Origin of the sequence: Aeoliella mucimassa (assembly GCF_007748035.1) — a bacterium.
GTDB classification, from domain to species: domain Bacteria; phylum Planctomycetota; class Planctomycetia; order Pirellulales; family Lacipirellulaceae; genus Aeoliella; species Aeoliella mucimassa.
In genome coordinates, this window is sequence record NZ_CP036278.1 from 6,156,489 (window position 1) to 6,170,432 (window position 13,944).

The 13,944-nt window shown below is 58.7% G+C and carries 13 protein-coding genes; 7 read left to right on the forward strand and 6 right to left on the reverse strand.

Annotation, left to right across the window (positions count from 1 at the left end; genetic code table 11):
• Positions 1-80: 80 nt before the first annotated feature.
• The 4 genes from Pan181_RS24205 to Pan181_RS24220 all read right to left on the reverse strand — a co-directional run bounded on the left by Pan181_RS24205 (position 81) and on the right by Pan181_RS24220 (position 4,291).
• Positions 81-1,247 carry a glycosyltransferase family 4 protein gene (locus Pan181_RS24205; RefSeq protein WP_145251315.1) on the reverse strand — a complete coding sequence of 389 codons (1,167 nt, stop codon included), beginning with the start codon at positions 1,245-1,247 and terminating at the stop codon, positions 81-83.
• The gene (gene dgt, locus Pan181_RS24210; RefSeq protein ID WP_197528659.1) at positions 1,244-2,356 is read right to left on the reverse strand and encodes a dGTP triphosphohydrolase; all 1,113 of its coding nucleotides are present in this window, start codon (positions 2,354-2,356) and stop codon (positions 1,244-1,246) included. The genes Pan181_RS24205 and dgt overlap by 4 nt, the downstream gene beginning before the upstream one ends.
• Positions 2,357-2,365: 9 nt before the next feature.
• On the reverse strand, positions 2,366-3,205 hold the full coding sequence (locus tag Pan181_RS24215) for a hypothetical protein (protein ID WP_145251317.1): 840 nt from the start codon (positions 3,203-3,205) through the stop codon (positions 2,366-2,368).
• 69 nt (positions 3,206-3,274) lie between these two features.
• Positions 3,275-4,291 (reverse strand): DUF4339 domain-containing protein, encoded by a 1,017-nt coding sequence (locus Pan181_RS24220; protein WP_145251319.1) that lies wholly within the window; start codon positions 4,289-4,291, stop codon positions 3,275-3,277.
• A gap of 448 nt (positions 4,292-4,739) precedes the next feature.
• Between Pan181_RS24220 and Pan181_RS24225 the strand changes: the two genes are divergently transcribed.
• The gene (locus Pan181_RS24225; RefSeq protein ID WP_145251321.1) at positions 4,740-5,363 is read left to right on the forward strand and encodes an ATP-dependent Clp protease proteolytic subunit; all 624 of its coding nucleotides are present in this window, start codon (positions 4,740-4,742) and stop codon (positions 5,361-5,363) included.
• 5 nt (positions 5,364-5,368) lie between these two features.
• Here Pan181_RS24225 and Pan181_RS24230 read toward each other — a convergent pair whose 3' ends face one another.
• Positions 5,369-5,974: an OB-fold nucleic acid binding domain-containing protein gene (locus Pan181_RS24230; protein WP_145251323.1), complete on the reverse strand. Its 606-nt coding sequence runs from the start codon at positions 5,972-5,974 to the stop codon at positions 5,369-5,371.
• Positions 5,975-6,254: 280 nt separating this feature from the next.
• Between Pan181_RS24230 and Pan181_RS24235 the strand changes: the two genes are divergently transcribed.
• The 6 genes from Pan181_RS24235 (at position 6,255) to Pan181_RS24260 (ending at position 13,507) form a co-directional block, all read left to right on the forward strand.
• Positions 6,255-7,064, forward strand: coding sequence for a hypothetical protein (locus Pan181_RS24235; RefSeq protein ID WP_145251325.1), 810 nt, complete (start codon positions 6,255-6,257; stop codon positions 7,062-7,064).
• 110 nt (positions 7,065-7,174) lie between these two features.
• Positions 7,175-8,599 (forward strand): FHA domain-containing protein, encoded by a 1,425-nt coding sequence (locus Pan181_RS24240; RefSeq protein ID WP_145251327.1) that lies wholly within the window; start codon positions 7,175-7,177, stop codon positions 8,597-8,599.
• A gap of 178 nt (positions 8,600-8,777) precedes the next feature.
• The gene (locus tag Pan181_RS24245) at positions 8,778-10,880 is read left to right on the forward strand and encodes a serine/threonine-protein kinase (protein ID WP_145251329.1); all 2,103 of its coding nucleotides are present in this window, start codon (positions 8,778-8,780) and stop codon (positions 10,878-10,880) included.
• Complete coding sequence (locus Pan181_RS24250) at positions 10,880-12,376, forward strand: hypothetical protein (protein WP_145251331.1); 1,497 nt, start codon at positions 10,880-10,882, stop codon at positions 12,374-12,376. The genes Pan181_RS24245 and Pan181_RS24250 overlap by 1 nt, the downstream gene beginning before the upstream one ends.
• 57 nt (positions 12,377-12,433) lie before the next feature.
• Positions 12,434-13,072, forward strand: coding sequence for an RNA polymerase sigma factor (locus Pan181_RS24255; RefSeq protein ID WP_145251333.1), 639 nt, complete (start codon positions 12,434-12,436; stop codon positions 13,070-13,072).
• A 24-nt stretch (positions 13,073-13,096) separates the two neighbouring features.
• Complete coding sequence (locus Pan181_RS24260) at positions 13,097-13,507, forward strand: hypothetical protein (RefSeq protein WP_145251335.1); 411 nt, start codon at positions 13,097-13,099, stop codon at positions 13,505-13,507.
• Here the strand turns inward: Pan181_RS24260 and Pan181_RS24265 are convergent.
• Positions 13,452-13,874 carry a helix-turn-helix transcriptional regulator gene (locus Pan181_RS24265; RefSeq protein ID WP_197528660.1) on the reverse strand — a complete coding sequence of 141 codons (423 nt, stop codon included), beginning with the start codon at positions 13,872-13,874 and terminating at the stop codon, positions 13,452-13,454. The two genes, Pan181_RS24260 and Pan181_RS24265, sit on opposite strands and share 56 nt — an antisense overlap.
• Between the last annotated feature and the right edge of the window lie 70 nt (positions 13,875-13,944).

Genomic DNA, 13,944 nt, shown 5'->3' on the forward strand with positions numbered 1-13,944 from the left:
GGCAACTTCATAACCTCCCAAAGGTCGAACAAGCCAACTGTTGCGATTATTTCGATTATAAGTCGCTCGTGGGTAAGCGATTATGGCAGTACGACTTTCCGGGTCTTGCCATCCACCAGCCGAGTTGCATCCAGAAAGCCCTGCACCATCGTTGCAAGCGTAAATTCCTCGGTAACCGTCCGCAGAGCTTCGGCAGCTAGCGATTCGCGAAACTCGTCGTTGCCTAGGACACTTCCCAAAGCGTCGATCATCGCTTGCTCGTTACCGTAAGGGTAGAGCAATCCATTTTTGCCATGCTGCAGGGCGACGACTTCGGGGTTCTGAGCCTCGATGTTGTCGGAGGTCACCGCCGGCAAACCAAACCCGAACGCGGTTAGCAAGCTGAGTCCAACGTTCTCGGGGTAACAGAACACCCCGCTCGAAAGCAGCCAGGGAGCCATCTGGTATTCGTCGTAAATAGCGCCGGTAAAAATCACGCGGTCAGCTACATTCAGCTGCTCGGCCAAGGCTTCCAGCTTCGGTCGTTCCGGACCATCGCCGACGATCACCAGCTTGCAGTCGTCGTAGTCGTGTCGCAATCCATCGATTGCCCGCACCAGTCGATCGGGGCGGTTCTCGTCGAGCAGGCGGGAAACAAATACCACGGTTCGCCCTGGAACCAATTCGTGTTCCGCCTGAAACTGGGCGAGTCGCTCAGGATCGGCCAACCAAGCCTCACGAGCCGCCTGGATCGGCGTTTGGTCAATCGCGTTCTGGGCGACAAACACTCGCTCGGCGTCAAAGCCATATTTGTCGATCATCCGCTGGGCGATCGGATGGGTATACAACAGGATTCCATCCGCTGGCCGGGCGACCCAGTTGCGTAGCATGGTACGAAACCAGCTATCGCGTTTCGAGTAACCATGCCCCCACACGAGTGTTGGAATTCCAAGCTTCTTAGCCTGTTTGAGCGCGGGACGCAACGAGCGATAGTGCGGATTCCAAGAGTGAATCACAAAGTCGAACTTCGCAGGATCGTTCACCTGATGGTGAGCCGAGTGCGTGACAAACGGCAGCGGCCCGAGCGGCTTGGGATCGGTCGTCGCGGGCTCGAAACGAAACCGAATATCTTCCTTCTCGGGGTTCGGGGCGTCTTTCGCCAAATCGGCGAACACGGTCACTTCGATATCGGGCTGCGAGGCTAGCAGATTGTAGACCGGCACTCGGTAAGGGCGAATATCGGGTTGCGTGATGGCGATGCGAATCATAGCGACTGGTACGCCTCGCGAGCGGAGCGATCGGTTTGCGTTGAAAGGTAATCGCCTACCGCGCGGGGCAGGCCTTCTTCTTCGGCAATCGTCTGATAGAACGTTGGCAATTCGTTGCCGTGATCAACGTAGTAGTCGAACAGCACTCCGAGCTCAGCCGTCGATAGTTCTCGCTGACGCAAGAGATCGGGATGCCGATAGACGCGGGAAAACAAGAACTGTTGCATGCAAAGTTTGCGTTCGGCAAACTCCTCGGGCATGGTCACCAGCGACGGAGAAGCCTGCACCTGTTCGACACTCGTAATCTGCCAATCTTCAAGTCGGGCGAGGGTGGTTTCGATTAGCATCCCGACTCCTTGGTCGATGAGCTGATGGATGATGGCCCGTCGCAGCTGCAAAGGCTCCAGGTTCGAGTAGCGGCTCTCGACCACCTGGGTCGCTTCGCGCCAGAGTTCGAGTTCGGCCATGTCGTTCATCGTGAGCAGACCGAGTTCCAGGGCGTCGTCGGCATCGTGGGCGTCGTAGGCAATACTATCGGCGGCATCCACTATTTGCACTTCCAGCAACGGCTGCGGGGGTTCGCTTATCGCCTTGCGACTGCTGCCCCGGCGCTGCTGCCCTGATAGCACTTCCTGCGATAGGTTCAGCCCTGGAAAATTAGGGTACCGCTGCTCGATTCGTTTCACGATTCGCAGCGCTTGCGCGTTATGGTTGAAGCCCCCCTCGCCGGCCAGGCGTTCGTCGAGCAGGTCCTCGCCCGCATGGCCAAAAGGAGGATGACCAATGTCGTGCAGCAGGGCCAAAGCTTCTACCAGGTCTTCATTCAACCGCAACGCCCGCGCGATGGTGCGGGCGATGGAAGCGACTTCCAAGGTATGAGTAAGGCGCGTACGATGGTAATCGCCGGAGTCGCCGGTAAAGACCTGCGTCTTTTGACTCAGGCGGCGAAACGCGGCGCAGTGCGTGATGCGATCGCGATCGCGTTGGAAGATCGTCCGATAAGGGTGCGTCGACTCCGGATACTGGCGGCCGGCCGATTGCTGGCTGCGCATGGCGTAAGGAGCTAACAGCAGTTCCTCGCGATCCATCGGCGTAAGCGTGCAATTCATGCGGCTGTTTTACTCTTTGTCCTTAGCAGTCGATTGCAGAACACTGGCTTCGCTCACCTCGGCCTGCTCCTCTGCCTGTTCTTCGTCGGCATCAGCTGCATCGGCTTCGGGGTCCATCACTTCCAGCGTTTCGAGCATTTGCTCAAACGCTTCTTGATTCTTCTCGACCAGCTTGGCCGGGCCATAGAATTTCACGAAAAACTTTCCCGCGCCTTCGACTTCGATAATCGCCCCCAGCATCCGGTAGTCGGGTCGTTCGACCTTGGGACCAAAGGGACCGCGAGGGCTGTCGAAGTAGGTGCCAGCAATATCGAGCACGTGAGCGATGGCTCCCCGCACTTTGCGTTCGCGACGCCGCATCGCATCTTTGCCATCAGCGTCGCGTCCCATGCGGAACTGACCTACCCAACGACGAATGTTCGAATCGACATCGCCGCCGGCCGACATCATGGTGATTCGTCCATGCGACGACAACACTTCGTCTTCGCTAGCTTCGTCGGCAGCGTTGGCTTCGGCTGGTGCAACCGACAACTCCAGTTCGATCAGGTTGTTCTTGGGATCGACCACCTTCCAGGCGGCTGGCACGGTCAACTGCAGACGATCGTCGTAGACTTTTAGCACCTGAGTCGGTGGCTTCTCGTCCGCCGGCTTCTTGGCTTCAGGCTTCTTGTCGGATTTGGCGGCTGGCTGCTCGCTAGCAGGTTTGTCTTCCTGCGACTCAACCTTCGCCGGCGCGTCGGCTGGTTCAGCGGCCGGGGTCGGTTCCTGCGCCTGCGCGAAAGTACTTCCACAGCAAGTAACAACAGTAAGTACAGCAATCCATTGCCAACCTCGAGGTGTATTATTCATAGCAATTAGGTTGGTATTCGTAGATCTTAGGTCCAAGATGAAGTGGGAAACCGGCCGACACGTTGCAGGCTACATCTCTGCTTCTTCGTCGCCGGCTTCCTGTTCTTCGGCCGGGGCTTCGGCGTTATTGGCTGGTTCCTGCGGTTTCGCTTCGGGGGTGGTCACCGCTGGCGGGGCCGTGGTTTCGTCGGGCTTGGAGTCGGAATTCGCGTTTACCACTACCCACACCAACACTCCCGCCAAAACCACCACGAGCACACCAAGCAACACCGCAGCCAGTTGCTGGCTGGCGGCCGAACGGCGTTTTCGACGCTGGTAGCGGGCGGCAACCACGGCCGGATCGTGGGGATCCGTCGGTCGAGCGACCTCCGACGCGGGCGTTTCATTGTAGCCGACAGGCAACTCGACTGCAGGAGTCGGCACCGCCGAGCCCGCCAGACTGGGGAAATACTCGGGTAGATCCCTGGCCAGACGCCAGTCGGGCCAACCAGTCCGCCAAACGTGCGAATCGGCCCCCACACGACCTTCGGTGGTCCACTGTTTGATCAACTGATCATCCGCTGGGCCAAACATGCCACCGGCGGCCGGGCGAATGTACCAGGCGGGTGGTTCGGCCGAGGACTCGCTTGCCGCTGGGGCTGGCGGAGCAGCAGGGGGTGGCGGCGCAGCGGCCGCAGGTGGTGTCTGAGGAGGAGGGGGAGGGGCAACTTGCGCTGCTACGGGTGCAGCCGGCGGTGCAGGGGGAGTAGGTGGAGCTGTTGCTGGTGCCGACTCAGGCGCTGGGGCCGGAGGACTCGCGGCAGCGGGTGCCTTTTTGGGCGCGGCTTGTTTTGGTGTCGGAGCCGCAGGCGATTGCTGGCTTGCTGGTGCACTCGCAGCCGAACCGGCCGCGGCCGGCGCTCCTACTGCAGCAGCCTGAACTGGAGCTGGCTTCGCGCGGGTTAACTCAGCAGCGTCGTTCTGTACCTGTTCGGGCTGGGGAATCCAAAAACGAACTTTGCACTCAGGGCAAATACCCCGCTTGCCGGCAAGCTCGGTCTTTACGTGCAACGGATGGCCGTTGGGACAGGCGAAACGGATTCCCATGACTACTGGTCTAAATCGTAGGCGAATCGGAAAACGGACTAGCGTGGCAATCGATGTACCGCACAACACCTGCGACCATTCGCAAGCAGTCGCAACGAGCAGCCGGCCCCGCAAGCGGAAATGGCTGCCCTTAATGGGTACGATGCCTCTCTTCCAGTATATTGCCGCCAAGGTGCTAAATGAAGAAATATTCGACAGTTACGCAGATTCCCGTGCCCGAGCAACCGAACCATCCCGGCTGGCAGCCCACCGGTTGTAGCGGTTGCCCGTTTAAATCCGGGCAGCCTGCAGGGGGTTTCGCCTGCGGGGCGGCCCAATCTATGGCGGCCCGCGTTCTCGAGGCGTAGAATAGAGGTTTGGGGACACCGCAAAACGTAGGAAGATTACCACGATTTGCAGAGACGGATGAATTGGCTGCCTGAGAATATGAGTATAGGGGAATTTGTCGATGCCTAGTTCTGAAAACCATGATCAGCAGCAAGAAGAAGGGCCGTTAGAACTTGCGATTGTCGGTGATCTCACCGATCACGAAAGTGAGCTTACGGACAAGTTGCTGAGCATCGAACCAGGCGGCAACTGCACCATTTACTTCGACTCGCCCGGCGGGAGCCCCTACTGTGCGATGAGCCTGATGACCCTCATCAAGCTCCGCCGGTTAGATGTCACCGGAGTAGTGACTGGCGAGTGCTCGAGTGCCGCGCTCTGGCCATTTGCGGCATGTCGCCGCCGGATCGTAACGCCGTTCAGCGTGCTGCTGTTCCACCCCATGCGTTGGCAAAGCGAAGAAAACGTTGGCCTAGCCGAAGCGGCTGAGTGGGCGCGACACTTTGCTTCGCTCGAGAGCGATATGGACGTGCTGCTGGCTGACTTGTTCCAGGTATCGCACGACATGATGCGGGAGTGGATTACGCCGGGCAAATACGTTTCGGGACGCGAACTAGCAGCCGCTGGTCTGGCCGAACTGATGGAGTTCCATCAACTCGGTAGCTTCCAGCCCAACGCGGAAGCGCCGCCGGCACCGAATGGCTCGGCCGGCAAATTGAAGCCACAACAGCCCGCCGAAACGCGCTAGAGCAGCTACAGCTTCACGTAAATGTGGTCGGCAACAATCTTCAGCCGGCCTAGCTCCATGCGGGCGGTACCTTCGACCACGACGGTCGTCCCTTCTTCGAGACCGAGCAACGTATCGGCCTGCTCGGCAATGATTTCGCCTGACTCGTCGTTCAACTCGACCGTAGCGACCGTGTCGACCATCTTCTGAGCGGTTCGCGTGCACCACAAGCACTCTTCGCCCTCGGCGTGCTCGTGCCCCTCGAACTCAACCGCAGTGGCCGGATCGACCAGCGAGAAGGCGGCCATCTCCGCATACCAGGGGAATTCGGCCCCGGCATCCTCGCCAAAGGGATTTGGCATTCCGCCGATTTGGCCTTCGACCACCATCAGGGTGGGTTCCGCGGCAGGCGTTTCGGGTGCGGCAGCCTCCCCTTCGGCAGGGGGGGCGAGCTTGCCCATCGCTTCAACCACCGTGATCGCTCCGGCTGGCTGCTCGGTGACCAAGAACACCGGGCGGTACTTCTTGGCCGCCTCGGATAATGGCTGCGATTTTTCGGGGGAGTCGGTTTGAGTGCCGTTGCACCCGGCCAAGATTGCTAGCAACAGGCCGCCAAGCAGGAAACGCTTCATTTTTCGGTATTCCAGAACGCGTCGGAAAGAATCGAGGGGTTCCTCCATTCTGCGCGGTACCCCGGCTGAGTCGCAAGCGGCAAACGACTTCAAATTTTTCTACAAGTTTCCAAATATCTCGAAACTGCCGGCGAATGCCTTATTAGATCAGCACTTTTTGTGACTGGTCTTAATGGTGTTTAGACGTTTCTTTTCCGCGACCCAGCGAAAAATCACTCCCATGCGAAAGTGCGCCCCCTGCTGCTTCCGTAAGTCCTCACCCGATCAAGGAGCCCATACCATGATCAAAAAAACCCTCGTTACTGTTCTTGCCGTCGGTTTGGTAGCCGGCCTGTTGTTCGGGCGGGATGCCCTAAGTTACCTGAAGACCGGCGCTCGCCGCGTTTCGGACGGCGTCCAGGAGTCGGTTCCCACGAGCTTCCAAATCGACCGCGCTCGTCAGATGGTTTCCGACCTGACTCCAGTCATCGAAGAAGCCATGCATGTGATTGCCAAGGAAGAAGTAGCCCTGGAGCAACTCGACGAGCATATCGCCTTGGCCGAGAAAAATAGCAACAAACTGCAAGGTGAAATCATGCACCTGCAGAGCGACCTGACCAGCGGCAAAAGCGTGTTCCGCTACGCTAGTCGCACCTATGATCGCTCGGACGTCGAACGTAGCCTTGAGAGCAAGTTCGCCCGCTACAAGGTCGACGACGAAACGCTCGCCAGCTTGCGTGACATGCGCGATGCTCGTGTAGCCAACCTAATGGCAGCTCGCGAAAAGTACTCGGGCATGGTTTCGGCTCAGAAGAAGCTCGAGACCGACATCAAGTGCCTGGAAGCCAAAGAGCAACTCGTGGCCGTGGCCCAAGCAACTTGCGAACTGCCGTTCGACGATAGCGAACTGGCTCGTGCCAAGAAGCTGATCACCGACATCCGTACTTCGCTCGATGTGAAAGCCCGGATCGCCAACGCCGATATCGACGTGGTGCCCGAGATTCAACTCGACCCCGAAGAGTCGGGTGAGATCACTCAGAAGGTAGCCTCGTACTTCAACCTGCCTAGCGAAGAAGGCACCGAAGTCGCTGCGGTTAGCTTGCACGAGTAATTGAAAATTGCAGGACCTCCCACGGTTGGCTACGATGCTCCGGGTGACTAGCCAGCCGTGGGATCCATTTTCTTCTTCTATTTCTATTTGGCACTTGAGACTGTTGGCCGATGTTGCCCACTTGGCGTAAACAACTTGGCGAAGCCCGACGTGCACTGCGCGAGGGACAATTAGACCGGGCTTGTGCCATCGTAGGACAAGACGATCTGAAAGACTTTCGCCAGGCCCGAGAACTCTCGGCCGAGTTGGCCGAGCGAGTCGCCGAGCGTGCTCGCGGGCGGATGCAAGCTGGCTACACTTCGGCCGGCTGGCGCGATGTCGAACTGGCCGAGCGAATGGCTGGCAACGACTGCCCGGTGGCCGACCTGCGTCAATCGTACCGGCAGCACCTTCTCGATCGTGCCCAACAATTCCTGGCCGACGGGCGCACCGCCGCCGCTGAGCAAGAGCTCGCGAAACTGGCCCGCCGAGGCCTGAATAGCAGTGAGACCGCAGAGATGCTGGAAATCGTCCAGCACCTGCTCCAAGCCGAACAAATGCTGTCCGTGGGAAAAAGTGCCGAAGCCGCACAATCGCTCCGCGGACCTACCGTCCAATTGAACCGTCTGGGTGTTACAATGGATACACAGTTAGTCGCCCGACGCGTCGAACAAGTCGAGCACGACTGCCAGGAACACCACGATCTCGCCAGCCAATTGCACGCTGCTAGTGCCAACCAAGAGTGGCAACAAGTGCTCGAACTGGCTGATCGTATGCTATCACTTGCTCCCCGCGATCGCGTCGCCCAGGCAGCTCGTAAGAAGGCCTGGCGTGCCGTGGGACTCGACGCCACGCGACTATTCCACGGCGCAGGTCGCCCAGTGGCCTCGCTGTCGCTGAAAGACACGGCCGACCTGAAACGCCCGTCTTCATCCTCTCATACGTCGAACGATACGATGCCCGGCTCCGAACCTCCCAACCGATTCATGATGTGGGTCGACGCTGTCGGAGGGTTCCTGGTTTGCCTGGACGAAGAAGTGGTGCTGGGACAACCAACGCCGAACTCGAATATTGCCATTCCGTTGTGTGCCGACCTGTCGCGCCGCCATGCGGTGATTCGCCGCGAAGGGGGCAACTACACCATCGATCCCCTAAGCGATGTGGTGGTCGACGGCCGCCCGCTGACGGGCCCGATGGTGCTGGCTAATCACCATACGATCGAACTCGGTGGCACCGTGCGGCTGGAGTTCACCAAGCCACATGCGTTGAGTGCCACGGCCCGGCTGACCCCCATTAGTGGGCACCGTACCGAGCCACGCGCCGACGCGGTGCTGCTGATGGCCGATAGCTGCGTGATGGGTCCGCGGAGCCACTCGCACGTGATTTGCCGCCGGTGGCCAGGAGACATCATGCTGTTCCGCCAGGCGGGACGGTTGTGCTGCCGGTCGAATTTGCCCCTCACCGTCGACGGCGTAGCCGCCGACGGGGTGACCCCAGTCGAGGCGGGAGCTCGGCTTGAGGGCGAAAGTTTTGCTCTAAGTTTGGAAGAAGCGTGAGTCGTCGTGCCCCCGAAGAGCGTCTCTTTAGAGGGGAAATTGGGGTTGGGCACGACTGCAGAGAGAAACTTGAAATAATCCCGCCAGAATTGTGACAAGGTTTTCGGCCCGCTGGCGAAAAAGCGGACAGAAGAAGTTACACTGAAAGCAAACAAGGGAACCGACTCTGACACTCACAATGGACGTTCGCACCCCACAACCTGGCCAGATCGACCCCGAATTGGGGGGTGGCGAAGAGCGTACGCCGGTAAAGTTCCTCTACCCCACCGGCAGCCAACCCCTGGAAGGTTACACCATCAAGCGCGGCATCGGCCGCGGCGGCTTCGGCGAGGTCTATTTCGCCACCAGCGATGCTGGCAAGGAAGTCGCCCTCAAGCTGATTCGTCGCAACCTCGATGTCGAGTTGCGGGGCGTCAAGCACTGCTTGAACCTGAAACACTCCAACCTCATTGGCATTTACGACATCCGTAGCGACTCGCTCGGCGACCAATGGGTGGTCATGGAATACGTGTCGGGTGAATCGCTCGAAGACGCGATCGATCGTCACCCGAACGGCATGCCGGTCGAGCAAGTCGTACGCTGGATGCGCGGCATCGGCACCGGCGTCGCCTACCTGCACAATCATGGCATTGTGCACCGCGACCTGAAGCCAGGCAACGTGTTCCTCGATATCGACTCCACCGAAGGTGGAACCGTGAAGATCGGCGACTACGGTCTGTCGAAGTTCATCTCGTGCAGTCGACGCAGCGGTCAAACCGAAAGCGTCGGCACCGTGCACTACATGGCTCCCGAGATTGCCAACGGTCGTTACGGCCGCGAGATCGATACCTACGCCCTGGGCATCATGCTCTACGAGATGCTTACCGGGCATGTACCCTTCGAAGGCGAGAGCGTCGGCGAAGTGCTCATGAAGCACCTGACCGCCGAGCCCGATCTATCGAAACTCGAAAGCCCGTTTCTCGACATCGTGAAACGAACCCTGGCCAAAGATCCCGAAGTGCGAATCGGCAGCGTCGACGAACTGGTTTCGTTGCTGCCGGATGGACGCAGCGTGGGACCTTTGCATCCGGAGAAGATCGATGGATGGACAGCCAATCAGGCCGACGGCGATGGCATTGGAGCCGCCCACCTGTTTCCCGATACCTCGGTACGTGGAGAACATGCCGCGGCGACCCCACCACCGGTTCCGCCGAAGCCGATGGTTCGCGAACCGATCTACGATTGGGTTGCGACCAATTGGAACGACACCGTCGATCGCTGGCATCAATGGCCTTTGCATCCGGTTCCCAAGACGCTCCTGATGCTAGGCATCATCGTGCTGGCGTTGCTCACCATTCAAACCTGGGGCGGCTTACTGGCTGTCTCGGGAGTGGTATACCTGTTTTACTACATCATCTGGTCGATGGTAATATTGCCAGGCGAGCTACGCCGGGCAGGTCAGCAGCCTCCGCCGCCCCAACCGCGACGCGCTCACGACCACGCCCAGCCGCCATCGGGTCCACCGATGTCGCGTGCAGAACAACGTCGCGCAGCCACGCTCAAGGCACACCACCTGCGGACCAACTGGAAAGAACAGGTCCATAAAGAGCTTTCGCAAAAACCGCTTCGCGATCGCGCTACCGAACTACTGAGTGCGATGGTGCTATCGGGCATCGTGTGCACGTTCCTGTCGCTTTTGATCGTGGTAGTCGTGGGTGGCAATTCCTCGGTCGAGCGGATGCCGCTCCACTTATGGCTATCTTCCGTCAGCACGCTTGGCTGCTGGGTTGTGATTGCTGTGTCGAAGTTCACCGAAGGTCGGACCGAGGACCAGGTTCCCATGCGAATGTGGCAAATGGCCGGGGGTTCGCTCGTCGGTCTGGCCGCCTGGGGACTCGCTTACGAGCTGATGATTGGTGTTCCCTACGTCAACGACGCAGGGGTGCGATTCAACGGCAGTATGTTGAGCGAAGTACTCGACAGCAACCAAAGTGACTATCTGCAGTGGTATGGCACCAACGCGGTGCTGCCCGACCTGATGCTCTGCGTGATGTACTTCTCGCTGATGATGCTGGTGTTGCGGTGGTGGAAACTCGCCGATTACACCCGCCGCACCCGCCTTAGCCTGATCGGCACCGGGGTTGCGATCTGCGGTGCCTGGCTGCTTCATTTCATCTTCTGGTTCCCCCAACCCACCGGCGTGGCCGTCGCTGGGGTGATCGCTGTAAGTACACAACTGGTCTCGGCTTGGCTACCACCCAGTAAGCGCAAGTCGTTGGCCGAACAAACCATGGCGGTCTGATGATGGCAGTTAGCATTTTAGGATTACTACTACTGCTAGGCGTGTTGATCACCGGCCTGGTTCTGTTCGTGATCGGTTTGTCGAACCGTCATACTCGCGGTGCCACGATCGCGGTTGCTTCGCTGCTGGCCATCGCGGTGGTCGCCATCGTTGGCTGGACCTACGCGTCGTATCAGCAAACGGAAGTGCAGGCGTATGCGATGGAACAAGCACAGATGATGGAAGCCCAAAGCCAGGAACTGCGGGCGATGGCTGCCCAAATGGAGATGACCGGAGAAGCCGACTCGCAGCAACTCGCCGAAGCATATCGTCGCCAGGCGGAGTCACTGGTGGAACAAGCGCACAATCAAGCAGCGATAGCAATGCCATCGGCCCAGGCTCACATGGGCTCGAGTAGCAGCCAGTTTCGCTTGAGTTGGTCGGTCGTGATCTTGGCGATTGTCTTTCTGGCGATCGTCTCGAAGCTGCTCAAGCGTTCGGGCCCCGTGGTCGGGCTCACCGCGCTGGCCATCATGGCCATCCTGTTTGTGGTGAGCTTCCGAGCTAGCACTCCTCGCGCGGTTTCGATGAGCGGCACGATGAGCACTTCGACTCATCGCTCTGAGCATGGCTCTCCTTTGTTCTCGGACGACGTGCACGATCAGCAATTCGGCCCACGGATCACCATCGAAACAACAACCATTGCTTCCAATGACTCGGAAGTGACTGAGCCGCAAGAAAACTCTCCATCGGAAGACAAAGCAGAAACTGAGAAACCAGAAACGGGCGAATCCGCCGATACGAACGTAGCTACCGAATCGCCCGCCGAGGAGAGTTCGAACGAAACGTCTGAAGCCGTCGAAGAGTCACAGCCTGCGGCCGCAACTTGGCCTACACCCGAAACCACGTCGACTGAGGAACACGACAGCGACTTCGATCCCATTGGCCCTTCACCATCCATGACTCCACTACCCGAGTGGGTATCGAGCCCTCCGAAGAGCGTGGAAAACGTCCACCGATTGGTGATTGAATCTAGCTGGTACTCCACTCCGCAAGGCTGCAACGAACAGGCGGAGGGTGTTATTCAGGATGCTGTCATCAGCTATCTGCAAGACGAAGTCGCCGGCGAGGCTCACGGCACCACGTTCGTCCCCACGCTCGAGCGACTCGGCATCAACAACCGTTACATTCGCGACAACATTGTGTCGGATCGATTCTACGAGACCCGTGATTTCGACCTGGAACACCAAAAGTACATGACGAACCTGCACGTGCTGCTGGAATTTGACGATCATACCACGCAGGACATGCTGAACCGCTGGCGAGATTACGCCCGACAGGAAAATGTAGCCCTCGTAGGACTTAGCATGGCAGGCGTTCTGGCCAGCCTGGCCGGGGTTTTGGGCCTGATTAAGCTCGATACTTATACCAAGGGCTATTACAGTAAGCGGTTGTTTATTGGCGTTCCGGCAGCGATAATCGGGATAGTAGTATTTGTTATCTTGGCCAACATATAAGGTTGGCCTCGCCCCCCTGAGCGGGCTAGCTTTACCCCCTATCGCCGTTTTGTCCCGATGCCTAATCCCGACTCCCTGTTAGTCGACGACATCCGCCGCGGAAACCCCGACGCCTGGACTCGTTTAATCGACGAGTACGAAGGCCGATTGCTGGCGTTTGTCGAAAGTCGTTTGCGCCGTCGCGCTGCCAGTGAAGACGTTGTGCAAGAGACGTTTGTTGGCTTCCTCACCAGCTTGCCGAACTACGACACGCGTCGACCGCTGGAGAGCTGGCTGTTCTCGATTGCCGCTCATAAGCTTACCGATTACCTGCGCCGCGAAGGTCGTCGCCCGGCGCTCCCCTTGTCGACTACCGATGGATCCGACGGCGGAGCATGGGATCTGCCTGGACCAGCTCGGGCTGCCAGTAGCATCGCTCGCAGCGGCGAACGTCGGGGCCTCGAGGAGCAATCCATCGCCGAGGCCCTGGCCGGCGAGATCGAACGCTGGTGCGAACGAGGCGATTGGACCAAGTACAAATGCATCGAACTGCTCTTCGCCCGCGGCCAGGCCAACAAGCGGGTGGCCAAGCTGCTGGATCTCAGCGAACAACAGGTCGCGAACTATAAGTTCGACTTCCTCGCTCGGCTGAAGACCTTGGTCCGCCGGCAAGACTTGAGCGACGATGTATTCCCCGAGCTATACGAACAAGAGTAAGCACACCTTTCTGCCGCGATTGCTATGTCCGAAAACTACGATAATCCCACGCTCGAAGCCTATCTCGACGAAGCCCTGCCACCGGAATTGATGGCAGAGATTGAAGAGGCGCTACGCGACAGCGATGCCTTGCGCGAACAACTCAAGGCCGTGGTAGGTCGCCGCGACGCGGGAGTGCATACCATCGGTAGCATCTGGCGGCGGCACCGCCTGAGTTGTCCCGATCGCAGCAAACTAGGGAGCTATCTGCTCGGTGTGTTGACCGATGACGAGACGGACTTCATCCGTTTCCACCTTGAAGTGGCACGCTGTCGACTCTGTACGGCGAACCTGAGCGACCTCGAGCAACAGCAAGCGGCCGAGCATCAGGAAGAGGAGGTTACTCGCCGCAAGAAGTACTTCCAGTCGAGTGTTGGCCATTTGCCGAAGGACTAGAACCATTCTGGCGGTTCTTTTCGTCGAACGGGCATTCGCCTGCTGAGCGACGATTGCAAATCGGCTCGAGTACACTGTCGTGCTCGCGGCAGAACTCATGGTATCGTTCCATGATCTTCACCACCAACTCCACTCGACTGTTCACACCGAGCTTGTGATACAAGCGTCCCAAGTGGGTGTGGACCGTGTGTGGCGAGATGGCCAAGTCCTTGGAGATCTCCGCCTCGGACTTGCTGGTAAACACCAGTTGGACGATTTCGAGTTCGCGCTTCGACAGCGAAAGCCGCTTGCCTAGATGCTTCCACTCGTCATCTCCAAACAGATAAGCCGTTTGTTGCTGGCTTTCGTTAGCTGTCACGTTTTCCATAGCTGACCCCAGTCGCTGAACTCGAAAATAAATTCCGCAAGGGGGATTAAAAAGCAATTCCCATGCCAAG

Excerpts from the sequence above, each read along its gene's own strand:
- Pan181_RS24260 (WP_145251335.1), top strand. The coding sequence starts at position 13,097 with ATGTCCGAAAACTACGATAATCCCACGCTCGAAGCCTATCTCGACGAA.
- Pan181_RS24265 (WP_197528660.1), bottom strand. The coding sequence starts at position 13,874 with ATGGAAAACGTGACAGCTAACGAAAGCCAGCAACAAACGGCTTATCTG.
- Pan181_RS24225 (WP_145251321.1), top strand. The coding sequence starts at position 4,740 with ATGCCTAGTTCTGAAAACCATGATCAGCAGCAAGAAGAAGGGCCGTTA.
- Pan181_RS24235 (WP_145251325.1), top strand. The coding sequence starts at position 6,255 with ATGATCAAAAAAACCCTCGTTACTGTTCTTGCCGTCGGTTTGGTAGCC.
- Pan181_RS24230 (WP_145251323.1), bottom strand. The coding sequence starts at position 5,974 with ATGAAGCGTTTCCTGCTTGGCGGCCTGTTGCTAGCAATCTTGGCCGGG.
- Pan181_RS24215 (WP_145251317.1), bottom strand. The coding sequence starts at position 3,205 with ATGAATAATACACCTCGAGGTTGGCAATGGATTGCTGTACTTACTGTT.
- Pan181_RS24245 (WP_145251329.1), top strand. The coding sequence starts at position 8,778 with ATGGACGTTCGCACCCCACAACCTGGCCAGATCGACCCCGAATTGGGG.
- Pan181_RS24240 (WP_145251327.1), top strand. The coding sequence starts at position 7,175 with ATGTTGCCCACTTGGCGTAAACAACTTGGCGAAGCCCGACGTGCACTG.
- Pan181_RS24220 (WP_145251319.1), bottom strand. The coding sequence starts at position 4,291 with ATGGGAATCCGTTTCGCCTGTCCCAACGGCCATCCGTTGCACGTAAAG.
- Pan181_RS24205 (WP_145251315.1), bottom strand. The coding sequence starts at position 1,247 with ATGATTCGCATCGCCATCACGCAACCCGATATTCGCCCTTACCGAGTG.
- Pan181_RS24255 (WP_145251333.1), top strand. The coding sequence starts at position 12,434 with ATGCCTAATCCCGACTCCCTGTTAGTCGACGACATCCGCCGCGGAAAC.
- Pan181_RS24250 (WP_145251331.1), top strand. The coding sequence starts at position 10,880 with ATGATGGCAGTTAGCATTTTAGGATTACTACTACTGCTAGGCGTGTTG.
- dgt (WP_197528659.1), bottom strand. The coding sequence starts at position 2,356 with ATGAATTGCACGCTTACGCCGATGGATCGCGAGGAACTGCTGTTAGCT.